The organism is Nocardioides halotolerans DSM 19273, from assembly GCF_000422805.1.
In the GTDB taxonomy this organism is placed as follows: domain Bacteria; phylum Actinomycetota; class Actinomycetes; order Propionibacteriales; family Nocardioidaceae; genus Nocardioides; species Nocardioides halotolerans.
This window is the reverse complement of record NZ_AUGT01000009.1, coordinates 517,796-541,500: the sequence shown is the minus strand read 5'-3', so window position 1 is coordinate 541,500 and position 23,705 is coordinate 517,796. Positions and strand designations below refer to the sequence as shown.

The window sequence follows — 23,705 nt, the reverse complement described above, 5'->3', positions numbered from 1 at the left end:
CCGGGCAGAGCCGCCGATCTCGGAGTCCTGCTCATGGATGCAGTCGCCTCGCCGACCGCGGTGCTCGCGGACGCCCGCGTCCGGCTGCAGGTCCTCGACGGGCGTGTGGCTGCCGGGTTCTCGGACGACGAGCTGCTCGACGGTCTCGCTGCGATCCAGACCCTGAAGGGCGCTCTCGCGGCGCTCGAGGCACGCCTGCTCGTGGAGACCGACGCGCGCGACCTCGCCCGCAAGCGGCTGCACTGGGGCTCGACGTCCGACTGGTTCACCCACCTTGCGGGCCTGACCCGTCGCGAGGGGCGCCGCGCGGTGGTCCACGCGCTCCAGCTGGTGACCGAGCGACCCGAGACCCTGTCCGCCCTGCACAGCGGCCACGTGTCGGACACCCAGGCCGCCATCATCTGCGACGCGGTCGACGTGCTGCCGTCGAGCCCAGCGCTCCGGGCGCGGGGCGAGCAGGTCCTCCTCGACGAGGCCCGCCGGCTCAACGCCACCGACCTCGCGCGCACGGCGCGCCACCTGGCCGACGTCGTCGATCCCGATCGTACCGAGCGCCGCGACGAGGCCGCCCTCGCTCGCGAGGAGCGAGCCGCGCACGCCGGCCGGTTCCTCTCGGTCACCGACGACGGCGCCGGCGGCGTTCGCATCAAGGGCCGCGGCAGCGCCGAGTCGGGCGCCGTGCTTCGTGCGGCGCTCCTGCCCCTGACCAGGCCGGCCCCGGCCGTCGATCCCGACGCACCGGGCTGCGACAGCCAGGCCGACCCGCGCGACCACGGTGCGCGCATGTTCGACGCATTGGTCCAGCTCGCCCAGCACGCCCTCGACACCGACCAAGCGCCGGCGTCGCACGGGGCGCGACCACGGGTCGCCGTGACCATCGACTACCGGCTGCTGGCCACGGGAGTGGGGCTGGATCCCCGTGGCGAGGCCTGCACGGACGACGGCCTGCGCCTGTCCGTGGCCGCCGTGCGTCGTCTCGCCTGCGACGCCGACGTGGTGCCGGTCTGCCTCGGCAGCGACGGCGAGGTGCTCGACGTCGGACGTTCCTCCCGGCTCGTCACCGCCGCGCTCTGGCGGGCTCTGGTGGCCCGCGACCGGCACTGCACCTTCCCCGGCTGCACGCGTCCGCCTGTCATGTGCCACGCGCACCACGTCGTGCACTGGGTCGACGGCGGCACCACCTGCCTCGACAACCTCGTGCTGGTCTGCGGCGCCCACCACTCGGTCCTGCACCACAGCCCGTGGCAGGTCCGCCTCAGCGAGGCGGACGGCCGTCCGGAGTTCCTCCCGCCCCGCCGTCTTGCCAGCCAGGACCCGCCCGCCTGGATCCGCCACCGGCCCCGGCGGGAGTGAGCCCACCGACTCGGCGGCGGCAGGGCGCCCGTGTCACACCCGTCGGTAGGCGAAGTCGGCGATCTCGCGGCCTGCCTCGAGGCCCTTGCGCTCGAAGCGCGTGACCGGCCGTTCCTCCCACCGCGGCACCGGTCCGCCCTCGAGCGTCGGCTCCGCGTCGAGCACCTCGCGCATCTGCACCGCGTAGTCGGACCAGTCGGTGGCCAGCCGCCAGGTGGCGCCCGGTGCCAGCCGGCCCGCCGCCAGCCGCGCGAACGGCGCGTCCACCAGGCGCCGCTTGCGGTGCCGGGTCTTGGGCCACGGGTCGGGGAAGAACGTCCAGAGCTCGGCGAGCCCGCCCGGCGCGACGAGGTGCTCGAGCGACCACACGGCGTCGACCCCCATCAGCCGCACGTTGGTGGCGCCGGCCTCGTGCAGCTTCCAGAGCGTGTCGGCGACCCCGGGGCGCCAGACCTCCAGGGCCAGCACGTCGCACTCCGGTCGGGCGGCGGCCAGGGCGGCGGTGGCCTCACCCACCCCCGAGCCGATCTCCACGACCAGCGGCGCCTCGCGGCCGAACCACTCCGCGAGGGAGAACCCCGGCCGGTCGGCCGCCTCGTCGGGGATCACCCAGTCCTCGTGGTGGGCCGCCCACGCCGCCGCCTGCTGCGGGGTGAACCGGTTGCCGCGGCGGGAGTAGCTCAGCACCTCCCGCATCCGGCGGCCGTCGGGCGTCAGCTTGTGGTGCGGGCGGGCGGGGGTGACGCGCTCGTCCATCCGTCCAGGCTCCATCCGACCAGTGTGGCGACTCATGAGGTCAGGGCGGCCAGCGCCTCCGCGAACACCTCGGTGTGCCGGTCGACGTCCGCCTCGGTGTGCGACGGGCAGAACAGCGCCATGTTGTGGAACGGCGTGAGGAGCACGCCGCGGTTCAGGCACCACAGGTGGAGGAAGCCCTCGAGGTCCTCGTCGACGGCGGCGGCCGCCGCGGCGCCGTCGCGAGGCGGCGGGCAGAACCAGTACTCCGCCCGGCAGCCCAGCCGCTGGACGTGCCACGGCAACCCGAGTTCCTCGATCACCCCGGCGACGCCGGCGGTGAACCGCTCGGCCAGCGGGACCGCGACCGCGAAGTCCTCCTCGCGCAGGGCGTGGGTCAGCGTCGACCTGATCGCGGCCAGCGCGAGCGCGCTGCCGGTCAGGGTGCCGCCGACGCCCGCGACGTCGATCTCGTGGCCGAGCATCGGCCCCGAGAGCCGCTCGGCCACCTCGGCGGAGAGGCCGTACGCCGCGCACGGGATGCCGCCGCCGATGGCCTTGCCGACCACGAGCAGGTCGGGTTCGAGACCCCAGGCCGCGGTGCACCCGCCGGGGCCGGCGCACATGGTGTGCGTCTCGTCGATGACCAGCAGCACGCCGTGCCGCCGGGTGATCTTGCGGACCTCCGCCGAGTAGCCCTCCTCCGGGAGGACGATGCCGATGTTGGTGAGCGCGGGCTCCATCAGCAGGCACGCCACGTCACCGCGCGCCAGCCGCCGGTCGAGCGCGTCGAGGTCGTTGAAGGGCACCACCGCCGTGGTGGCCGCGACGTCGGCCTGCGGTCCGAGCGCCCCGGGGCGGGCGACCACGTCGCCCGAGGGGTCGAGCACGGCGAGCGTCTCGTCGACGGTGCCGTGGTAGCACCAGTCCATCACTGCGACCCGCGGCCTGCCGGTCAGGTGCCGCGCGAAGCGGAGCACGAACCGGTTGGCGTCCGTCGCCGAGATCGCGAGCTGCCACAGGGGGAGCCCGAACCGCCGCCCCAGCTCGGCGCCGACCCAGGCCGCGTCGGTCGACGGGAGCATGGCGGTCGCACCGGTCGCGAGGCGGGCCGAGACCGCCTCCGTCACCGCGGGCAGCGCGTGGCCGGTCATCGCGCCGGTGTCGCCCAGGCACAGGTCGACGTACTCGCGCCCGTCGACGTCGACGAGCCGGCCGCCCTGCGCCTCGGCGACCGAGACCGGGAACGAGCCCGGCCACCTCGTCATCCACGGCATCGGCACGCCGGCCAGCAGGCTGCGGCGCTGGTCCTCGGCGAGCGCGGCCGAGCGCGGGTGGTCGGCGTCGAAGCGGGCCTCCTCGAGATCGACGCCAGCAACGGTCAGCTGGGCGGCCGTTCGGCGGCCAACGCGGGGCGCATCTGCGGGATCGTCGGCACCGCGCTCATCGGCGTCGCGCTGCTGCTCTGCGTGGCGGCCGTCGTCGTCCTCCTCATCGTCGCAGCCAGCTCGTCCAGCTGAGCCGCGGCGGCGCGGCGAGCAGGTCGTCGAGACGGGAGCGCACCTCGTCGAGGTGTGGTCGCCGACCGGGATCGAGTTGGAGGCAGTCGGCGAGCAGCGGTCGCAGGTCGGAGGCCACGCCCCGGAGGTCTGCCGCGCGACCGGGAGCGCGGCCGGTGAGGCACTCGACCAGGGTGGCGGCGAGCCCCCACACGTCGGTCGCCGGCGAGACCACGCCGCCGGCGTCCTGCTCGGGCGCGGCGTAGCCGTCGGTGCCCATCCCCCGCTCGATCCGCCCGGGACGGGTGGCCAGGCCGAGGTCGATGAGCACGGCCCTGCCCTCCTGCACGACGACGTTGTCCGGCTTCACGTCGAGGTGCACCCAGCCGTGCCGGTGCAGGTAGCCCACGACCGAGACGAGCTGGCGGCCGAGGAGGGCGGTGTCCGCGACGCCCAGCCGCCCGTCGTCGAGGAGAGCGGCCAGGGTCGCACCCGGGAGCGTCTCGAGCACCAGCGCGGGGCGGGGTACGGCGACGAACTCGTAGCCGCGGACCAGGTGCGGGTGGTCGAGCGTAGTCAGCAGCGCACCCTCGGTGAGCACGGCGGCACGCACGTGCTCGTCGCCGACCCGGTCGGGGCGCAGCACCTTGACCACGGCGCGGCAGTCGCGCTCGAGGCTGGTGACGTCGTAGGTGTCGACCCGGCCACCGCGGGCGAGCAGCGCCTCGACCCGGTAGCCCGTCAGCACCTCGCGGCCGACCGGCACCAGCCCCGGCTCGACGGTCGGGGGGATCACCGGCGGCCTCCCACTGCCACCGGTCGGGTGTCGTCCGGAGCGGCAGGGCCGGAGTCGTCGAGCGTGACCACCCGGTCGACGTACTCCAGGGCGACCGGGTCGTGCGTCGCGATGATCACCGTGCGACCGGCGCGGTGCCGCGCGACGGCGTCCAGCAGCCGCCGCGAGGTCGCGGCGTCCAGCCCGGTCGTGGGCTCGTCGAGGAAGAGGATGGGGGCGTCCCTGAGCAGCGCCCGGGCCACGGCGATCCGCTGCCGCTGCCCACCGCTGAGGCTGCGGCCGCGCTGGCCGACGCGGGTGTCGTAGCCGTCGGGCAGCAGCCTGACGAAGGCGTCCGCGTCGGCGCGGCGCGCGGCCTCCTCGATCGCCGCACGCCCGGCGGAGGGGCGGCCGAAGCCGACGTTGGCCGCGATCGTGGCATCCATGAGCGCCGTCTCCTGCGGCACCAGCGTGACCGCCTCGCGCACCGACCTGGCCGTCAGGTCGCGGAGGTCGTGTCCGTCGACGCGCACCACGCCCTCGGCGGCCTCGACGTGCCGGGTGAGCAGCCGGGCCACCGTCGACTTGCCGGCGCCGCTCGGCCCGACCAGCGCGACGAGCTCACCGGGCTCGACGCGCAACGACGCGCGCTGGAGGGCGTCGCGGGCGGCGCCGGGGTAGCGCACCCGCACTCCGGAGAGCTCGACGCCGCCGCGTACGTCGACGAGGTCGCGTGCGCCCGGGGCGTCCTGGGGCAGGGGCTCGTCGAGCAGCTCGACCATCCTCTCGACGCCGGCGGCGGCGGAGTAGAGGGCCGGGAGCAGGTTGCCGAGGGTGCGCAGCGGCGAGTAGCACTGCACCAGCAGCGCCAGGAACGCCATCAGCCCGCCGAGCGTCAGCCGGTCGGTCGCCAGCGCCCAGGTGCCGAGCGCGATGACTGCGAGGGTCCCGACCAGCTCGGCCAGGTCGGCCAGGGGCAGGAACGCCGCCCGGATCCGCGCGCCGACCAGCTCCGCCGACGCGATCGCCAGCGTCTGCTCGTGGTAGTCGGCGACCGCGTCGGCCTCGCGGTTGTAGGTCTGGACGAGCGCCGCGTTGGACAGCCGCTCCTCGGTGATCGCGCTGAGCGAGCCGGCGCGGCGGCGGCGCTCGCGGGAGACGTCCTTGACCAGGCGCGAGAAGTGGGTCGCGACCCACCAGAGCAGCGGGGCGGCGACCAGCGCGGCGAGCGCGAGCTGCCACTGGAGCCAGAACAGCGCTCCGGCGTAGATCGCCAGCCGGAGCACGGCGCCGGTCCCGCGCGCGAACTGGCCGATCATGAACGACTCGACCGCGGCCGTGTCGGAGGTGAGCCGCGACATCGTGTCGCCGAGCCGGTTGCGGTCGTGGACGTGGCTGGGGTGGGCCAGCACGTGGGCGAACACCTTCGTGCGCAGCCCGACCAGGAACCTCTGGGAGATCCAGGTCGAGAGGTAGTCGTCGACACCGGAGATGACGGCGCTGAGCAGGTTGAGCCCGACGAACAGCGCCGCGATCCACGCCAGCGGGCCCAGCGTGGCCGGGACCAGCACCTCGTCGACCAGCTCCTGGAACAGCAGGACCTCGAGCACCGCGATGAGCGGAGCGCCGGCCAGGAGCCCGACGAGCAGGGCCAGCCACCAGCGCAGCGGCCGCACGTCGGGCCAGAAGCGCCGCGCCACCTGGCCGACCGTCATCGGAGGTGCCGCGCCGACGAACGGCGTGGCGTCCGGCGCGGGCCGGAGCAGGTCCATGAGGCGACGGCCGCGAGGGCGGGCCGTGCGGCCCGCCCTCGTGGCGTCGTTCACGGTGCGGATCCTCCGCCCCGTCAGCCGCGCGTGCGGGTGCGGGTACGGGTGCCGGTGCCGGTCCCCGTGTTGGTGTTTGTGCCGGTGTGCGAGCGGCCGTGCCGACCGCCGTGCCGACGGCCGTGCCGACCGGTGACGCGGGCCGGGCGGAGCGCCTTGAGAAGGTGCGAGCGAGCCATGGTGGTGCCTCCGTGGTGATGGTGCGAGTGCTGCTTCTGACACCACGAACCGTGCCGTCGCACCGTGAGGTCACCGTGAGGCCGCGGTGAGAGGGCTCTCATTGAACGTTGCACCACTTGGGAGAGCCTCGCCCCGCTGGTTGAGGAGCGTGCGCATCAGCGTCTCGGAAGGGGGCGCGCTTGCGTCGCTGCCCCGGCGTACGAGGTTTCGAGACGGTCGCTGCGCGACCTCCTCAACCAGCGAGGACGCCGGTCGCTGCGCGACCTCCTCAACCAGCGAGGACGCCGGTCGCTGCGCGACCAACTCGACCAGCGAGGACGCGGGTCGCTGCGCGCGTGAAGCAGCAGTAGCGCCGACTCGGCTCGGTCCCGAGACGCTTCCGGACGCGACGAAGCCCCCTCGTCAGCCTTGCGGCTGACTCGGGGGCTTCGCTGCGTTCGGTGACTACTTCGTGATCTTGGTGACCCGGCCGGCACCGACGGTGCGGCCGCCCTCACGGATCGCGAAGCGCAGGCCGTCCTCCATGGCGATCGGCTGGATCAGCTCGACCGACATCTCGGTGTTGTCGCCCGGCATGACCATCTCGGTCCCCTCGGGCAGCGTGACGACGCCGGTGACGTCGGTGGTCCGGAAGTAGAACTGCGGACGGTAGTTGTTGAAGAACGGCGTGTGACGGCCGCCCTCCTCCTTCGAGAGGATGTAGACCGAGGCCTCGAAGTTGGTGTGCGGGGTGGTCGTGCCCGGCTTGATCACGACCATGCCGCGCTCGACGTCCTCGCGCTTGGTGCCGCGGAGCAGGAGACCGACGTTCTCGCCCGCCTGGCCCTCGTCGAGCAGCTTGCGGAACATCTCGACGCCGGTGACCGTGGTCTTCTGCGACGAGTCGCGGATGCCGATGATCTCGACCTCCTCGTTGACCTTCACGATGCCCCGCTCGATGCGGCCGGTGATGACCGTGCCGCGACCGGTGATCGTGAAGACGTCCTCGACGGGCATGAGGAACGGCTTGTCGGTGTCGCGCTCCGGGGTCGGGATGTAGTCGTCCACCGCGCTCATGAGCTCGAAGACCGACTCGCCCCACTTCTCGTCGCCGTTGAGCGCCGGGAAGGCGGCCACGCGCACCACGGGGATGTCGTCGCCGGGGAACTCGTACTCGGAGAGGAGCTCGCGCACCTCCATCTCGACGAGCTCGATGAGCTCCTCGTCGTCGACCATGTCGCACTTGTTGAGCGCGACGACCAGCGCGGGGACGCCGACCTGGCGGGCCAGGAGGACGTGCTCACGCGTCTGGGGCATCGGACCGTCGGTGGCGGCGACCACGAGGATCGCGCCGTCCATCTGGGCCGCGCCGGTGATCATGTTCTTGATGTAGTCCGCGTGGCCCGGGCAGTCGACGTGGGCGTAGTGACGCGCCTCGGTCTGGTACTCGACGTGCGCGATCGAGATCGTGATGCCGCGCTGACGCTCCTCGGGAGCCTTGTCGATCTCGTCGAAGGGCGTGAACGGGTTGATGTCCGGGTGCTTGTCGTGCAGGACCTTGGTGATCGCAGCGGTCAGCGTCGTCTTGCCGTGGTCGATGTGACCGATCGTGCCGATGTTGACGTGCGGCTTGGTCCGCTCGAACTTCGCCTTAGCCACTGTGGGCTCCTCCTGGTTGCGTAATCTAGGGACTCGTACTTGCGTGGGTGGTGCCGAGGGTCGTGCGCCGAATTACTCGCCGCGGACCTTCTTGATGATCTCGTCGGCGATGCCCTGCGGGACCTCGGCGTACGAGTCGAACTCCATCGAGTACGAAGCCTGACCCGAGGTCTTGGACCTCAAGTCGCCAACGTACCCGAACATCTCTGACAGCGGCACAAGGGCGTTGATGACCATGTCACCGTGCCGCTCCTCCTGGGCCTGGATCTGGCCGCGCCGGCTGTTGAGGTCGCCGATGACGGTGCCGAGGAACGACTCGGGGGTCGTCACCTCCACCTTGAACATCGGCTCCAGCAGGACCGGACGGGCCTTGCGCGCGGCCTCCTTGAAGGCCTGGTTGCCTGCGATCTTGAACGCCAGCTCCGAGGAGTCGACGTCGTGGTAGGCGCCGTCCTCGAGCGTCATCTTCACGTCGACCATCGGGTAGCCGGCGAGCACGCCGAACTCCATGGCCTCCTGGGCGCCCTGGTCCACCGACGGGATGTACTCGCGGGGGACGCGGCCACCGGACACGTTGTTGACGAACTCGTAGCCCGCACCGGTGCCGGTCTCGGGGTCGATGCTCGGCTCGATCGTGATGATGACCTTCGCGAACTGGCCCGAACCACCGGTCTGCTTCTTGTGCGTGTAGCTGTGGTTCTCGACCTTGTTGCGGATCGTCTCGCGGTAGGCCACCTGCGGCTTGCCGACGGTCGCCTCGACGCGGAACTCGCGCTTCATCCGGTCGACGAGGATCTCCAGGTGGAGCTCGCCCATGCCGGCGATGATCGTCTGGCCGGTCTCCTCGTCGGACTTGACGGTGAACGTCGGGTCCTCGTCGGAGAGCCGCTGGATCGCGGTGCCGAGCTTCTCCTGGTCGCCCTTGGTCTTGGGCTCGATCGCGACCTCGATCACCGGGGCCGGGAACGTCATCGACTCGAGCACGACCTGGTTGGCGGGGTCGCTCAGGGTGTGTCCGGTCTTGGTGTCCTTCAGGCCCATGACGGCCACGATCTGGCCGGCGCCGACCGACGAGATCTCCTCACGCTTGTTGGCGTGCATCTGGTAGACCTTGCCGATCCGCTCCTTCTTGCCGTTGACCGAGTTGACCACGGTCGAGCCGGCCTCGAGCTTGCCCGAGTAGACGCGGACGTAGATCAGCTTGCCGAGGTGCGGGTCGCTGGCGATCTTGTAGGCCAGGCCCGAGAACGGCTCGCTGTCGGAGGGCTTGCGCGAGATCTCGACGGACTCGTCGTTCGGCTTGTGGCCGACGATCGCGTCGATGTCGAGCGGCGACGGGAGGTACTTGACGACCGCGTCGAGCAGGGGCTGGACGCCCTTGTTCTTGAACGCCGTGCCGCACAGGACCGGGTTGAGCTTGTCGGCCAGGGTGGCGCGACGGATCGCGGCCTCGAGCTCCTCGACGGTGAGCTCCTCACCCTCGAGGTACTTCTCCATCACCGCGTCGTCGGCCTCGGCGAGCGTCTCGAGGAGCTTCTCGCGGTACTCCGCGGCCTGCGCCTCGAGCTCCGCCGGGATCTCCTCGACGTCGTAGTCCTCGCCGATCTTGGTCTCGCCGCGCCAGGTCAGCGCGCGCATGCCGACCAGGTCGACCACACCGAGGAAGTCGGACTCGGCGCCGATGGGCAGCTGCAGCACGAGCGGGGTGGAGTTGAGCCGGTCGACCATCATGTCGACGCAGTGGAAGAAGTCGGCACCGGTGCGGTCGAGCTTGTTGACGAAGCACATGCGCGGCACGGCGTACTTGTTGGCCTGGCGCCACACGGTCATCGTCTGCGGCTCGACACCGGCGACACCGTCGAAGACCGCGACGGCGCCGTCGAGGACGCGCAGCGAGCGCTCGACCTCGGCGGTGAAGTCGACGTGCCCGGGGGTGTCGATGATGTTGATCTGGTGGTCCTTCCACCAGCAGGTCGTCGCGGCGGACGTGATCGTGATGCCGCGCTCCTGCTCCTGCTCCATCCAGTCCATCGTGGCCGCGCCCTCGTGGACCTCACCGATCTTGTAGTTGATGCCGGTGTAGAAGAGGATGCGCTCGGTGGTGGTGGTCTTGCCGGCGTCGATGTGCGCCATGATGCCGATGTTGCGGACCTTGTTGAGGTCAGTGGTGATGTCGACAGCCACGTTGGTGTCTTCCGTCCCTTTGGTCTGAGGTGCACGTCACGTGCGTGAAGCCCGGGGAACCGAGTCCGGTCCGGGCCCCGGGAGAACGCCGACCAGGTGGTCGTTTGTTCCGTCAGGACCCGGCCCGCGCGGTCACCAGCGGTAGTGGGCGAAGGCCTTGTTGGACTCGGCCATCTTGTGGGTGTCCTCGCGCTTCTTCACCGCGGCACCGAGGCCGTTGGAGGCGTCGAGGATCTCGTTCATGAGGCGCTCGGCCATCGTCTTCTCGCGACGGTCCTGGGCGTAGCCGACCAGCCAGCGCAGCGCGAGCGTGGTGCCGCGCGTGCCCTTGACCTCGATCGGGACCTGGTAGGTCGCACCACCCACGCGGCGCGACTTGACCTCGATGGCCGGCTTGACGTTGTCCATCGCACGCTTGAGCGTGACGACGGGGTCGGTGCCGGTCTTCTCTCGGCAGCCCTCGAGGGCGCCGTAGACGATGCGCTGGGCGACCTGCTTCTTGCCGTCCTGGAGCACCTTGGAGACGAGCTGGGTGACCAGCTGCGACCCGTAGACCGGGTCGACGTCGAGCGGCCGCTTCGGGGCCGGACCCTTGCGAGGCATCAGCCCTTCTCCTTCTTCGCGCCGTAGCGGCTGCGAGCCTGCTTGCGGTTCTTGACGCCCTGGGTGTCGAGGGTGCCGCGGATGATCTTGTAGCGGACGCCGGGGAGGTCCTTCACCCGGCCGCCGCGGACGAGCACGATCGAGTGCTCCTGGAGGTTGTGGCCCACGCCCGGGATGTACGCCGTGACCTCGACGCCGCTGCTCAGGCGCACGCGGGCGACCTTGCGGAGGGCGGAGTTCGGCTTCTTCGGGGTGGTGGTGTAGACGCGCGTGCAGACGCCGCGTCGCTGGGGCGAACCCTTCAGGGCAGGCGTCTTGTTCTTCGACACCTTGTCCTGGCGGCCCTTGCGGACCAGCTGATTGATGGTGGGCACCTCGAGTGGTTCCCTTTCTGTTCTTCCCTCACGGCCCGGCACCTTGCCGGGCACGGGTGTAGTGCGTTGTTGCCTGTGCCTTGTCAGCCGCTTGCCGACCCGCCGTGAGAACCGGCAGGAGAGGGGCACGCCGACGTGCCTGGACGAGCCAGACACCGAGGATCGAGCCTACCGGGCGGCCGTGAGAGGGTCAAAAAGGCGGACGTCGGCCTGCGCGAGGGTCGCCACCCGGCGTTCGACGCGGTGCAGCACCAGCACCGCCAGCCCGACGCCGACCAGCACCAGCACGCCGCCGAGGATCAGCGTCCACCGGGCGCCCAGCTGCTCGCCGATGAGTCCGATCACGGGCGCGCCCAGGGGCGTGCCGCCCATGACGACGGTCATGTAGAGCGCCATCACCCGGCCCCGCAGCAGCGGGTCGGACGAGAGCTGCATCGTGGCGTTGGCGGAGTTGAGCAGGGTGATGGTGCAGAAGCCGATCACCGGCGCGAAGCAGGCGAAGGCCAGGTAGGAGGGCAGCAGCCCGGCGACGATCTCGGCGACGCCGAAGCCGGTCGCGGCGAAGAGCAGCAGCCGGAGGCGGATGGTGGGCCGCCGCGCGGCCAGCAGCGCTCCCGAGAGCGAGCCGATCGCGAGCGCCGAGCCGAGCACGCCGAACTCGCCGGCTCCCTTGTCGAAGACCTGGGTGGCCATCAGGGCGGAGGTGATCTGGAAGTTCATCCCGAAGGTCCCGGCGAAGAACACCAGCACCAGGATCATCATCATCTTCGGCTGGGAGCGCACGTAGCGCATCCCCTCCAGGAGCATGCCGGGCGCACGGCCGCGCGGCTCGGGGGTGTGGAGCAGGCGGGTGTCCATCCGCTGCAGCTGCCAGATGATCGCGAAGTACGACAGGCCGTTGACCAGGATCACCCACCCCGACGCGCGGGCTCCGCCGCCGAGGACGCCGATGAGCAGACCGGCCAGCGCCGGGCCCAGAAGGCGGGCGATGTTGAACGCCGCGGAGTTGAGGCCGACCGCGTTGGTGAGGTCGTCGGGACCGACCATCTCGGACACGAACGACTGGCGGGTGGGTGCGTCGAAGGCGGCGGCGATGCCGAACGTGAACGCCAGGGCGTAGACCATCCACACCTGGGCGTGCCCGCTGACGGCGATCGCGCCCAGCGCCAGCGCGGAGACCGCCATACCGAGCTGGGTGAGCTGGAGCAGCACGCGCTTGGGGAAGCGGTCCGCGACCACGCCGGCGTACGGCGCCAGCAGGAGCGTGGGCAGGAACTGGAGCCCGGTCGTGATGCCGAGCTCGGTGCCGCCGGTGCCGGCCAGGCTCAGCACCAGCCAGTCCTGGGCGACCCGCTGCATCCAGGTGCCCGTGTTGGACACGACGCTGCCGGCGACGTAGAGCCGGTAGTTCGGGTTGCGCAGGGCTCGGAAGGTGGGGCTCACTCAGGTGCTCACTCAGGTACTCAGTCTCGCTCGGCGAGGTTCTTCAGGATCGGGGCGGCAGCGCGCAGCACGTCGCGGTCCGCGGGGCTGAGGTCGCGCAGCTGGCGGGAGAGCCACCGGTCGCGTCGGGTGCGGTCGGCCAGCACGACGTCACGGCCCCGCTCCGTCAGCGTGACCAGGACGACGCGGCCGTCGGTCTCGTGCGCACGGCGGGTGATGTAGCCGCCCTCCTCGAGGAAGGCGACCTTGCGGGTCATCGTCGGCGGCTGCACCCGCTCCTGGGCCGCGAGCTCGCCCACGGTGAGCTCGCCGCTGCGGAACAGCGCGCCCAGGACGGCCATGACCGGGAGGCTGAGGTCGTTGTCGGGGTCGCGCTCGCTGGCGAGCCGGCGGCGCAGCCGCATCACGGACATGCGCAGCTCCGACGCCAGACCGGCGTCGGTGCGGGCAACCTTCTCCACAGTGGGCATGTCGTTAGCCTAACTCATTACTTAGGCTAACTATTCCGCGGGCACCCCACGAACAGGACGAGCGGCCACCCCCGGTCGGGGGTGGCCGCTCGCGTCGAGCGCTTCGGTGGCTAGCGCCTGTGGTGACGGATGACGCGCACCTTCACCGTCTTGCTCTTGGCCGACATGGTCGCGTTGGTCTCGGTGACCTGCACGCGGTAGCGGTTCACGCCCATCTTCGCGGGCTTGTCACCGAACTTGAAGTTGCCGTTGGCCGCGAGGACCTTGGTCTTGAGCACGGTCCACTTGCCCTTGATCTTCGCCTCGAGCGAGACCTTGGCACCGGTGCCGGCCGGCTCCACGTGGCCCTGGATCCGGGCCTTCTGACCCCGGTTGATCTGGGCCTTCTTGGCGGTGGCGTCGACCGTGACCTTGGCCTTCGCGAGGTCGGTGAAGACGAACTGCTCCGGACCGTAGGTGATCTGGATCAGGACGCCGTCAGCCGCGGCGCCGGTCAGCGACCAGCCGCCGTTGACGACGACCGGCGCCTTGCCGGTCGCGGCCTGCAGCAGCTTGGCCCAGTCGGCCAGGGAGCCGTGCTTGGACGCACCGGAGGACCCGCAGGGGTCGGTGGCGCCAGGCGCCTGGGTGGCGCCGGTGCACGGCGCGTGGTCGGCGAAGTAGTTGTCCGGGAGCGCCGACGCCGGGTAGTCCTGGGTGTCGCCGTTCAGCCAGACGTCCTTGCCGCCGTAGACGTCCTCGCCACGGAGCTCGCCGTCGATCTTGCCGTCGGCGTCTGCGTCGACGTAGTACTTGATGCCAGGCGAGAAGTCCGTGCCGTACCAGGTGAAGTCGACGGTCGCGACCTGTGCGAGCGGCACCCCGACCGCGAACGTGCCGCGGGCGTAGCCGGTGTTGTTGACGGTCCGCAGGTGCACCCCCTGGTGGAGGAACTGCTGGACGCCACCGTCGGCGGTGTCGCTCGGGGCGATGAGGTCGCCCGACCGGATCTGGGTCGTGCTGGTGGGGACGGCCTGTGCGGGCGCACCCAGGAGAACACCACCAGCGGCGACGGCGACCGCCGTCACTGCTACGGCGGTGCGCTTGATGACATGAGTCATGACGAACCCTTCTACTGACGAGGTTGACAGGGCACCACCCACCATAAGCAGCGGCGCCCTACCTCCCTTGACGTGGGGTTCGGCGAAAAGGTTGTGTCAGGTGAGCACTCGAGTGATCGGGTCGATGGCGAAGTAAATGACGAACGACGCGGCGACCAGCCACAGCAGCGGGTGCACCTTCGCGGCCTTGCCGACGACCAGCTTGATGACGACGTAGGCGATGAAGCCGGCCCCGATACCGACGCTGATCGAGTAGGTGAACGGCATCAGCACGATGGTGAGGAAGGCCGGGATGGCGATCTCGAGGTCGGCCCAGTCGATCTCCCTGACCTGCTGCATCATCAGGAACCCGACGAGCACCAGCGCCGGGACGGCCGCCTCCGACGGGATCATCTCGACCAGCGGCGCGATCAGGATCGTCAGCAGGAACAGCACGCCCGTCACGACCGAGGCCACGCCCGTGCGGGCCCCCTCGCCGACGCCTGCGGCCGACTCGATGTAGGAGGTGTTCGACGAGACGCCACCCGCGCCGCCCGCCGCCGCGGCGATGGAGTCGACCACGAGGATCCGCTCGGTGTTCGGGGGCACGCCGTCCTCGTCGAGCAGCCCGGCCTCGGCCCCGATCGCCGTCATCGTGCCCATGGTGTCGAAGAAGTCGGCCAGCATCAGCGTGAAGATCAGCAGGAGCGTCGAGACCACGCCGATGCTGTCGAAGGAGCCCAGCAGCGAGAAGTGCCCCAGCGTGTCGAAGTGGGGGGTGTCGAAGACGTCGTCGGGGAACGCCGGCTCGTTGAGCGACCAGCCCTTGTCGGCCCCGAGCGCGTCCACGACCAGCGCGAGGATCGTCGTCACGACGATCGAGATCAGGATGGCGCCCTTGATCTTGCGGACCCACAGCGCGATGACCAGCACCATCCCGAAGGCGAACACGACCACGGGCCAGCCGGTCAGCACACCGGTCGCCCCCAGCTGCACCGGCACCGTGGTGTTGGCGGCGTCGGGGATGCGCGCCACGAACCCCGCGTCGACGAAGCCGATGAGGGCGATGAACAGGCCGATACCGACCGAGATCGCGGTCTTGAGCGAGGTCGGCACCGCGTGGAAGACCGCGGTCCGGAAGCCGGTGAGCACCAGCACCAGGATGATCACGCCCTCGATCACCACGAGGCCCATGGCGTCGGCCCACGTCATCTGGCTGGCGATCGCGAAGGCGACGAAGGCGTTGAGCCCGAGGCCCGCCGCGAGCGCCAGCGGGTAGTTGGCCACGACGCCCATCAGGATGGTCAGCACGCCGGCGACCAGGGCCGTGCCGGCCGCGATCGCCGCGAGGTTCGGCTCGCTGCCACCCCCGAGGTACTTGCCGTCGACGTCCGTCGCGTAGCCGAGGATCAGCGGGTTGAGGACGACGATGTAGCCCATCGTGAAGAACGTGACGATGCCGCCGCGGATCTCGGTGGCGACCGTCGACCCCCGCTCGGTGATCTTGAAGTAGCCGTCGAGGCCGGAGCGGCCCCCCGCCGTCGTCTGCGAGCTCATGGCCGCACCCAACCAGAACCACGGCCCCGGCGGAACACCTCGCCCGGCATGTCGTGCCCCGCTTCTGCCTGGGCGACTAGCCTGACCACGTGGACCTGCGCGACGACCAGCCGATGCAGCACGAGATCGGCAGCCGCACCTTCATCGTCGCCGACGTCGAGCCCCTCGACGTGGACGGCGTCCGCACCGTCGAGGTGGGCACCCTCGCCTGGCTGATCGGGTTCGTCGCGCTGCTGCCGTTCTACGGCCGGCTCCAGGACGACGGCCACACCTGGTGGCTGTGGACCTGCCTGGCCGGCTTCGGGCTCGGCCTGTTCGGACTCGAGTACTGCCGTCGGCGGCGCAATCTCAGGCGTGAGCGCGCTGCCGGCGAGGCCGCGGACTGAGCCACCGCTGATCGAGCCTGTCGAGATCACCGCAGCGAGGCACCCGCTCGACGACCGCGGATCGAGCCTGTCGAGATCCCCGCAGCGAGGCACCCCGCTCACCGACCGCCGATCGAGCCTGTCGAGATCACCGCAGCGAGTGCCCGCCGCCGGTGATCGAGTCCCAGCGCGGGCTGCGGTGGTCTCGACCCGCCCGTTGCGGGTTCGTTCCTCACCCGCAGGGCTTGCTCGACCTTCGCTCGCCCACGCCGACCGCTCGTTCCTCGCGGTCGGCTGCTCGCTCCCTCAGAAGCTCTCGAACTCGTCGGTGCTGAGCGTGTCGAAGACGTGGTCGGGCAACGGCTGGGGCTCGTGCCTCTTGGCCAGCCGCACCTCGGAGTGGGCACCGCACCCGTGGTCGAAGCTGACCACGCGCCCGTCGTCGTTGGCGTCGCCGTTGGCGCAGACCCCGAACGTCTCGCTGAGCGGGCCGGCGATGCGCAGCAGGAAGCCGCAGGTGTGGCAGTGGTGGGGCGCCGACTGGGCCAGCGGGGTGTCCGGGCCGCCGTCGCCGTCGTACCACCGCTGTGCGGCGAGGTCACGACCCTCGGCCGAGAGCGTGCGCACCCGGCCGAGGCCGAGGTCCTGGGCGACCTGCCGGACCTGGGCCCTGTCGTCGCTGTCGAGGGGGTCGTCGCCGTAGGAGTACGTCGGGACCAGGCGCGGGTCGTCGTCGCTGACCGGCAGCAGGTCGCCGGGCGAGAGGTCGCCGGCCTGGATCCGGTCGCGGTAGGGCACCCACGCCGGGGCGACGATCGCGTCGTCGCCCGGGATCAGCACGACCTCGTCGACCGTGACCGTCTTCTGGCGCGGCGCGCGGGTGATCGTGACCGACCAGCGCCAGCCGAGGTAGCCGCGACGGGTGCAGGCGAACTGGTGGGTGACCACGCGCTCGCCCTCGTTGGTCGCGCCGAGGTGGTCGCCCACGTCGGCGGGGTCGACGTCCTCGAGCAGCGCCGCGCGGGCGACGTCGACGGCCGCGACGAGCGCGGCGTCGGCCCTGCCCCGGGGCGCGGTCAGGGTCGCGAGGGTGGTCACGGGCGCAAGTGTGACTGATCCGCTGGGGTCGTGTCAGGTTGGGGCAGGATGGGGCCGTGGAGGAGGGTCAGCAGCGCTGGAGGGACGAGCACCCCGACGGGGTGCCGGTCGCGCCGCCGTCCGTGTCGGCCGCCGACCGGGCCCGCAAGCTCGGCCGCGGGGTGGCGACGACCACCCGGGTGACCGCCCGTGGGCTGCGGTCGCTGGGCCGCGGCACCGCCCGGGCCAGCCGGTTCACGATGACCCAGGCCAAGCGCGCCTCGGAGGCCGAGGGCGCCGCCGAGTCGGGTCTCCACCGGCTGATCCAGATGCACGTCTTCAACACCGCCGGCGACGCCGCGGTCGCGATCTCGCTGGCCGGCAGCCTGTTCTTCCAGGTGCCCTCGGGCGAGGCCCGCGACCAGGTGGCGCTGTTCCTCGGCCTGACGATGCTGCCGTTCGCGATCGTGGCGCCGTTGATCGGGCCGTTCCTCGACCGGTTCGCGCACGGCCGGCGCTGGGCGATCGGTGCGACGATGGCGGTGCGCGCGTTCCTCTGCTGGGCGCTGGCGTCGTCGATCGAGAGCGGCTCGGCGCTCGTCTTCGCGGCCGCGCTCGGCGTCCTGGTCTCGTCGAAGGCCTATGGCGTCACGCGGGCCGCCGCCGTACCCCGCCTCCTCCCCCGCGACTTCACGCTGGTGAAGGCCAACGGCCGGGTCTCGCTCTCGGGCATCGTGGGCGCGACGGTCTCGGCTCCGATCGCCGGGCTCGCGGCGCTGGCCGGGCCGGAGTGGTCGCTGCGCTACGCGACGGCGCTGTTCGTCATCGCGACCGTCTGCGCGATCCGGCTGCCTGCGGCCGTGGACTCCAGCGAGGGCGAGGGCGAGCTGTCCTGGCGCGGCCAGGAGGGCAGCACGTCGCGGCGCGGCCGGCGGCGGACCCGGATCCCCGGACCGGTGGCCTTCGCGCTGCGCGCCAACTGCGGCCCGTGGTTCCTGAGCGGCTTCCTCCTGATGTTCGTGGCGTTCCTGCTGCGCAACCCCGACGTGCGACCGGACAGCACGTTCGGCCCGGGCGTGATGATCGGCATCGTCGTCGGCGCCGCCGGGCTCGGCCGCGTGCTGGGCACCCTCGCCGCGTCGATGCTGCGCCGCCTCACCCCGGCGCTCGCGGTCGTGCTCGCCCTGGTCGCCGACGGTGCGGCCGCCCTGTTCGCGGCGCTCTTCTACGGCGTGTGGTCGCTCGCACTCCTCGGCCTCGTGGCGGGGCTGGCGCAGGCGCTGGCGAAGTTCTCGCTCGACGCCACCATCCAGCGCGACATCCCGACCCAGGTGCAGGCGAGTGCCTTCGGCCGCAGCGACACGACCTGCCAGCTGGCGTGGGTGCTGGGCGGGTTCGTCGGCATCGCGCTCCCGCTCGACCCGCCCCGGCTCGGGCTCACCGTCGCCTTCGCCGCGCTGGCCGCGTGGACGGCGTACGTCCTCAGCACCGCGCCCCGCGCCCGCCGCCAGCGCCGGCTGGCCGCGCAGTCACGCGCTTCCCAGGCCGACATCGACACCCAGCCGATGCCGGTGCAGCGGCGGCGGTAGGGGCCTGGGCGCGCCCTCGGGGCAGTTTCACCGGGTACCCGGTGAAACTGGTCCTGACCGCAAGGAGTTCCATCCGGTCAGCGGCAGTTTCACCGGGTACCCGGTGAAACGCGTGACTGGTGGGACTCCTGCGACTCAGAGGTCGAGCTCGTCGGCCAGCGCGCGGAGCAGCTTGGCGGTAGGGCGCGCGGTGCTGCGGTCGGGGTGCCGGCCGTGGCGGTAGGACTCGCCGACGCCGTCGAGGAGCCGGATCAGGTCCTCCACGATCGGCGCCATCTCGTCGGGCGAGCGGCGCTTGGACTCGGCGCGGTTGCGCTGCACGGACGCCGGGGCCTCGAGGATGCGGACCTGGAGCGCCTGGTCGCCGCGGCGACCCTGGGCGATCCCGAACTCGACGCGGGTGCCGGCCTTGACCGTGGTCACGCCCTCGGGCAGGGCGTCCGCGTGCACGTAGACGTCAGGCCCGTCCTCCTGGGACAGGAACCCGAAGCCCTTGTCGGCGTCGAACCACTTCACCTTGCCAGTGGGCACGGTCAGACCTCTCTCACAGCTGTACGGCGCCCGGCTGGCGCAACCGTGGAGCCTAGCCAACCACCCGGGCCGCACTCGACCCGATTCCGTCGCGTCAGAGCAGGTCCGGCGCCAGCGTGGTGACGCCGACGACGAGCCCGGCGAGGTTCGCCAGCAGCAGCACCAGGATCCACACCACGGCCGGCATCCGGGTGAGACCCGCGAGCTGGTCGGGGTCGGAGGTCCGGCCGCGGCGACGGCCCGCGGTGAGCAGCTCGACGAGCGGCCGCGGCGCCGACAGCAGGAGCAGCCAGGCGATGAGGTAGGCCGCGACGGACCAGACCGTGTCGTCGCCGTACCACGTCAGCAGCAGCACGCCGGCCCCGCCGACCAGCAGGACCAGCAGCCCGTAGCCGTTGCGCACCCAGAGGATGAGCGCCGCCGCGAGGAGCACGAGCAGCCAGAGCAGGCCGACGCTGCGGCCGTCGGCGAGCAGCAGCGCGGCGACGAGCCCGAGCGCCGCGGGCGCGAGGTAGCCCGCGGCCAGCATCGCCACCATCCCCGGGCCGCGCGGCTTGCCGCGGGAGACCGTGAGGCCGGAGGTGTCGGAGTGCAGCCGGATCGAGCGGAGCCGGCGGCCGACCAGCACGGCCACCACCGCGTGGCCCGCTTCGTGCACGACCGTCGTACCGAGGCGCACCCGCGGCCAGGTCGCGGGGGCGAGCACCAGCACGAGGGCCACGACGCCCGTCGCGACGGCGACGGTGGCGTCGGGCACCGGCTGGGTCGAGGTGGCGCGCTCCCACACCTCGTGGAGCAGGCTCAGCGTCGTGCCAGCCGGTAGGCGCGCACCTCGCCGTACGCCGAGAACCCGGCCCGGAGCAGCACGGGCGCGGAGGTCTCGACGCGGCCCTTGACCAGCGCCATGGTGCAGCCGGCCCCAGCACCCTCGCGGAGCCGGCGGTCGAGGAGCGCGCGGTAGGCACCGGTGTGCCGCGCTGCGGGCACCACCGCACCGCCCCAGAGCCGGACGGTGGCGCCGGCGACGACGTGTCCGGCCGTGCCGACGGGCGTGCCGTCACGGAGCACGAGGTAGCGGTGGTCGTCGGCGAGCCGCGCGGCCGTGGCCGCGAGCGCGTCCTCGTCGGCGTGGCTGCCGCCGAAGACCTCGACGTCGATGCGGTCCGCGGCGCGCAGGTCGTCGAGGTCGGCGACCCTGCGCACCTCGAGGTCGGGCGGGACGTCGAGGTCCGGCACGCCGCGGGTGAGGTCGAGCGCGAGCACCGCGAGGGTCTCGGTGAGCTCGGCCCCGCGCTCGCGCAGCCGGCGCTCGAGGTCGGGCGGCCGAGTGGCCTCGCCGAGCTCGAAGAAGCTCACCGCGTCGCGCCCGAGACCGTGGGCCGCGTCGAGCACGTCGTCGATCAGCGCGTCGGCGGGCCGCTCGCTGCGCCAGCGGGTGGCGACGGTCGGGTCGGAGAAGTGCTCGGGGTAGGCGACGAGCAGGAACTCGTCGGTCTCGACGGTCCGAGCCTCGGGCGGGACCCACATCCAGGCCGAGGACTCCGCGAGCACGTGGTCCGGGTCGGGGACCATGCTTCGTGGGGTGGTCACGCGAGCTGCTCGTTCATCGAGCCGGAGCGGAACCCCTTCTCGTCGACCACGACGTCGTCGAACCCGGCGGCTCGCACGGCAGTGACCACCGCGGCGTACGGCGCCTCGGCGAGCGGCAGCAGCGACCGGTCGACCTCGACCGAGGCCCGGCCGCCGAGGTCGCGCACGCGCAGGTTCTGCAGCCCGGACGGCCCCAGCAGGTCGCGCACCGCGGCCTCCGCGCGCTCCACGCGGGCCAGGCGGTGCGGGGTCACCTCGACGCCGTACGCGACCCGCGAGGAGAGGCACGCGGCGGCCGGCTTGTCCCACGTGGGCAGGCCCCAGCGGTGCGAGGCCTCACGGATCTGCGCCTTGGTCAGCCCGGCGTCGCGCAGCGGCGCGGCCGCTCCCCGCTCGTCGGCGGCGCGGATGCCGGGGCGGAAGCCCGCGACCGCGTCGTCGGCGTTGGTGCCGGTGACGACCGTGCCGATCCCGCGGGCCCGCGCGAGCGGCGTGAGCACGTCGATCAGCTCGGCCTTGCAGAAGAAGCAGCGGTCGCCGCCGTTGGCGCGGTAGCCCTCGCGCTCCATCTCGTGGGTCTCGGGCGTGATCAGCTCGACGCCCAGCCCCTCCGCGAAGGTGCGCGCCGGGTCACGCTCGGCCTGCGGCAGGGAGTGGCTGTAGCCGGTGGCGGCGACCACCCGGTCGGGCCCGAGGGTGCGGACCGCGGCGGCGAGCAGGAACGCGCTGTCGGCGCCGCCGCTGTAAGCGACCATCACGCTCCCGCGCTCCCGTAGGTCGCGCTCCAACGCGCCCAGCCGCGTCTGCAGCACGTGCTCGTCGAGCCAGGCCGGGAACTCCTCGAGGCTCTCGAGCACGACGTCGGTGCCGGCCTCCTCGAGCTCCTCCCGGGTGCACCCGCCGCTGAGCACGCTGACGCTCAGCGCTCCGGCGGCGCGGGCGCCCTCCACGTCGTGCACGTGGTCGCCGACGTAGATGCCGGCGCCCTCGCGGCGCAGCACCTCGGCCTTGCCGACACCCCAGACCCAGCCCTCGAGCAGGTCGACGTCGAGTGCGAGGTGGTCGACGTGGCGCTGGGCGTTGGGCGGATACTTCCCGGTCACCAACACGACCCGCCCGCGGTGGCGGCGCACGGCGGCGAGCGCCTCGTGCGCGCCGGGCAGCGCCGGCACGGTCTCGATCGAGTGGTCGGGGTAGAGCTCCCGGAACCGGTCGCCCGCCGGCCCGACCTGCTCGGCCGGCAGGTACGGCGCGAGCAGCTGGTCGAGCGGCGGCCCGAGCTTCGCCGTCATCTCCTCGACGGGGAGCTCGACGGCATACTCCTCGCCCAGCCGGCGCAGCAGGGCCGCGAACCCGGGCACGGTGTCGATGAGCGTCATGTCCAGGTCGAAGCCGACGACGAGCTGACTGGACATGGCGGCAAGCCTAGGCGGAGCGAGCCGAGCGTCATCAGGCGCGGCCGACTCGGTGCGTACTCCCCGCGATGGGTGACCGCGCGCCCGTAGGCTGCGCCCGACGTCAATCGGCATCGGTACCACGGGGAGAGACATGCACCTGTTCACGCGCTCGCGCGCACCACGTACCTCGGGCCTTCGGGTCCTCGCGGCCACAGCGGCCGTGGCGCTCGCCGCGGCCGGGTGCGGAGGCGGCGACGGGTCCGGCAGCTCGTCGGTGCTGAGCGACGACAAGGTCGAGACCGCGGTGCTGACGCTGGACAACCTCGACGGCGACTTCGTGGAGAGCGAGGACGACGACGATGACGACGACTCGCTGGGTTGTCTCGGTGACCTGGACGTGGACGACTCGATCGACGCGAAGACCGAGCACGAGGCGTCCTTCGAGGTCGCGGACGCTGGGTTCCCGTCGGTCGGGTCCAAGGTCGCGTCGTACGCGTCGACGCAGCAGCTGGACCACGCGCTCGACCGGCTGGCACAGGCGCTCGCGAAGTGCGACCACGTCGACGAGACCGACGAGGACGACGCGACCATCGTGCTCGACATCGAGACTGACACCGATCGGGTGAGCGGCGATGTCGACCAGCAGGTGAACATCCACGCGACGGGGTCCGTGTCCTCGGACGGCTTCGACCTGCCGCTCGCCTTCGACTTCTCCTTCGCGCGGGTCGACAACAACCTCACTGCGGTCTTCATCGGCGATCTGAGCGACACCGGGGCGCACGACGCCCTCGAGGGTTACACCGAGATCGCCGTCGACAGGCTGGTGGCGGTGATGGCCGGCGAGGCTCCGGAGGACGCCACGGGCCCGGAGCTGGGTGGCAGCGGCTTCGACGACGGCAGCGAAGGCGACGACAGCGCCTCCGACGACGGGTCCGAGGACTCCGAAGATGACTCCGCGACAGAGGAGTCCTTCGCGACCCAGCCCCTCGACGGCGGGACCTACACCTGGGAGAACGGGATCACCCAGACGCTCTCGGTCGAGCGCGTCGAGCTCTGGGGCGGCAACAAGCCGGACGACTTCTGCGGCGACGGCTCGTGCGGCGTGGCCGACCCCGACGACACCCGGCTCGTGCTCCGCTACGACGTCTCCGTGCCCGCGGACTTCTCCGAGCCGTTCGACCCGTACTCCTGCCCGGGCGGCCTGCACGTCACCAGCGGCAACGACGACGAGGCGTTCAGCCAGATCGCGGGCGACTTCGACCAGGAGCTGGGCGGCAAGATCCTGCCCGGGTCCTCGAAGTTCGGCGTCAACGAGTACTACATCGAGAAGGCCTACGCCGGGGCGGAGTTCTACATCGAGTCCTCCTGCGGCGACACGGAGATGTCCGGGGAGAGCGTGGTCTTCCAGGGGCCCCTGGCCGATCTCGGCTGACCCGCACG

Annotated in this window: 22 protein-coding genes; 5 read left to right on the top strand and 17 right to left on the bottom strand. The window is 71.9% G+C overall.

Going from position 1 to position 23,705, the window contains the following annotated elements:
- Positions 1–33 precede the first annotated feature (33 nt).
- Complete coding sequence (locus G514_RS24430; RefSeq protein WP_051246513.1) at positions 34–1,353, top strand: HNH endonuclease signature motif containing protein; 1,320 nt, start codon at positions 34–36, stop codon at positions 1,351–1,353.
- A 33-nt stretch (positions 1,354–1,386) separates the two neighbouring features.
- On the opposite strand, the gene trmB is transcribed toward G514_RS24430, so the two are convergent.
- Complete coding sequence (gene trmB / locus G514_RS0102430; RefSeq protein ID WP_245582074.1) at positions 1,387–2,124, bottom strand: tRNA (guanine(46)-N(7))-methyltransferase TrmB; 738 nt, start codon at positions 2,122–2,124, stop codon at positions 1,387–1,389.
- Between the two features lie 17 nt (positions 2,125–2,141).
- On the bottom strand, positions 2,142–3,473 hold the full coding sequence (locus G514_RS0102425; RefSeq protein WP_028650466.1) for a transaminase: 1,332 nt from the start codon (positions 3,471–3,473) through the stop codon (positions 2,142–2,144).
- Between G514_RS0102425 and G514_RS24425 the strand changes: the two genes are divergently transcribed.
- Positions 3,423–3,608, top strand: coding sequence for a hypothetical protein (locus G514_RS24425; protein ID WP_036563198.1), 186 nt, complete (start codon positions 3,423–3,425; stop codon positions 3,606–3,608). The genes G514_RS0102425 and G514_RS24425 overlap by 51 nt on opposite strands.
- Here the strand turns inward: G514_RS24425 and G514_RS24420 are convergent.
- From G514_RS24420 to G514_RS0102370, 10 genes are all read right to left on the bottom strand, one after another.
- Positions 3,580–4,383 (bottom strand): serine/threonine-protein kinase, encoded by an 804-nt coding sequence (locus G514_RS24420; protein ID WP_051246510.1) that lies wholly within the window; start codon positions 4,381–4,383, stop codon positions 3,580–3,582. The two genes, G514_RS24425 and G514_RS24420, sit on opposite strands and share 29 nt — an antisense overlap.
- Positions 4,380–6,188 (bottom strand): ABC transporter ATP-binding protein, encoded by a 1,809-nt coding sequence (locus G514_RS24415; protein ID WP_157544562.1) that lies wholly within the window; start codon positions 6,186–6,188, stop codon positions 4,380–4,382. Before G514_RS24415 ends, G514_RS24420 begins: the two co-directional genes overlap by 4 nt.
- 624 nt (positions 6,189–6,812) lie before the next feature.
- Complete coding sequence (tuf, locus tag G514_RS0102405) at positions 6,813–8,006, bottom strand: elongation factor Tu (RefSeq protein WP_028650465.1); 1,194 nt, start codon at positions 8,004–8,006, stop codon at positions 6,813–6,815.
- Positions 8,007–8,078: 72 nt separating this feature from the next.
- The gene (fusA, locus tag G514_RS0102400; protein WP_425411426.1) at positions 8,079–10,139 is read right to left on the bottom strand and encodes an elongation factor G; all 2,061 of its coding nucleotides are present in this window, start codon (positions 10,137–10,139) and stop codon (positions 8,079–8,081) included.
- A 183-nt stretch (positions 10,140–10,322) separates the two neighbouring features.
- Entirely contained in the window at positions 10,323–10,793 is a 471-nt protein-coding gene (rpsG, locus tag G514_RS0102395; RefSeq protein WP_028650463.1) for a 30S ribosomal protein S7, read from the bottom strand.
- Positions 10,793–11,167 (bottom strand): 30S ribosomal protein S12, encoded by a 375-nt coding sequence (rpsL, locus tag G514_RS0102390; protein ID WP_028650462.1) that lies wholly within the window; start codon positions 11,165–11,167, stop codon positions 10,793–10,795. The genes rpsG and rpsL overlap by 1 nt, the downstream gene beginning before the upstream one ends.
- A gap of 168 nt (positions 11,168–11,335) precedes the next feature.
- A complete protein-coding gene (locus G514_RS24410) occupies positions 11,336–12,610 on the bottom strand; it encodes an MFS transporter (protein ID WP_036563197.1) in 1,275 nt (424 codons plus the stop codon).
- Positions 12,611–12,630: 20 nt separating this feature from the next.
- Positions 12,631–13,080: a MarR family winged helix-turn-helix transcriptional regulator gene (locus G514_RS0102380; RefSeq protein WP_211222013.1), complete on the bottom strand. Its 450-nt coding sequence runs from the start codon at positions 13,078–13,080 to the stop codon at positions 12,631–12,633.
- Positions 13,081–13,190: 110 nt separating this feature from the next.
- Positions 13,191–14,180: a hypothetical protein gene (locus G514_RS0102375; RefSeq protein ID WP_157544561.1), complete on the bottom strand. Its 990-nt coding sequence runs from the start codon at positions 14,178–14,180 to the stop codon at positions 13,191–13,193.
- 96 nt (positions 14,181–14,276) lie between these two features.
- Positions 14,277–15,716 (bottom strand): NCS2 family permease, encoded by a 1,440-nt coding sequence (locus G514_RS0102370; RefSeq protein ID WP_028650459.1) that lies wholly within the window; start codon positions 15,714–15,716, stop codon positions 14,277–14,279.
- 89 nt (positions 15,717–15,805) lie between these two features.
- On the opposite strand from G514_RS0102370, the gene G514_RS0102365 reads away from it, so the two are divergent.
- Positions 15,806–16,102, top strand: coding sequence for a DUF2530 domain-containing protein (locus G514_RS0102365; RefSeq protein ID WP_245582073.1), 297 nt, complete (start codon positions 15,806–15,808; stop codon positions 16,100–16,102).
- A 285-nt stretch (positions 16,103–16,387) separates the two neighbouring features.
- Here the strand turns inward: G514_RS0102365 and G514_RS24405 are convergent, their stop codons facing one another.
- The gene (locus G514_RS24405) at positions 16,388–17,179 is read right to left on the bottom strand and encodes a DUF3027 domain-containing protein (RefSeq protein WP_036563196.1); all 792 of its coding nucleotides are present in this window, start codon (positions 17,177–17,179) and stop codon (positions 16,388–16,390) included.
- A gap of 56 nt (positions 17,180–17,235) precedes the next feature.
- On the opposite strand from G514_RS24405, the gene G514_RS24400 reads away from it, so the two are divergent.
- Positions 17,236–18,747 (top strand): MFS transporter, encoded by a 1,512-nt coding sequence (locus tag G514_RS24400; protein WP_245582072.1) that lies wholly within the window; start codon positions 17,236–17,238, stop codon positions 18,745–18,747.
- 135 nt (positions 18,748–18,882) lie between these two features.
- Here G514_RS24400 and G514_RS0102350 read toward each other — a convergent pair whose 3' ends face one another.
- From G514_RS0102350 to larE, 4 genes are all read right to left on the bottom strand, one after another.
- Entirely contained in the window at positions 18,883–19,278 is a 396-nt protein-coding gene (locus G514_RS0102350; RefSeq protein WP_028650457.1) for a cold-shock protein, read from the bottom strand.
- Positions 19,279–19,372: 94 nt separating this feature from the next.
- Positions 19,373–20,065 (bottom strand): M50 family metallopeptidase, encoded by a 693-nt coding sequence (locus G514_RS0102345; protein WP_245582071.1) that lies wholly within the window; start codon positions 20,063–20,065, stop codon positions 19,373–19,375.
- A gap of 14 nt (positions 20,066–20,079) precedes the next feature.
- Positions 20,080–20,868 (bottom strand): GNAT family N-acetyltransferase, encoded by a 789-nt coding sequence (locus G514_RS0102340; RefSeq protein ID WP_157544560.1) that lies wholly within the window; start codon positions 20,866–20,868, stop codon positions 20,080–20,082.
- A complete protein-coding gene (gene larE, locus G514_RS0102335; protein WP_211222012.1) occupies positions 20,865–22,283 on the bottom strand; it encodes an ATP-dependent sacrificial sulfur transferase LarE in 1,419 nt (472 codons plus the stop codon). Before larE ends, G514_RS0102340 begins: the two co-directional genes overlap by 4 nt.
- A 133-nt stretch (positions 22,284–22,416) precedes the next feature.
- Between larE and G514_RS0102330 the strand changes: the two genes are divergently transcribed.
- A complete protein-coding gene (locus G514_RS0102330; RefSeq protein WP_028650453.1) occupies positions 22,417–23,697 on the top strand; it encodes a hypothetical protein in 1,281 nt (426 codons plus the stop codon).
- The last annotated feature ends 8 nt before the right edge of the window (positions 23,698–23,705 follow it).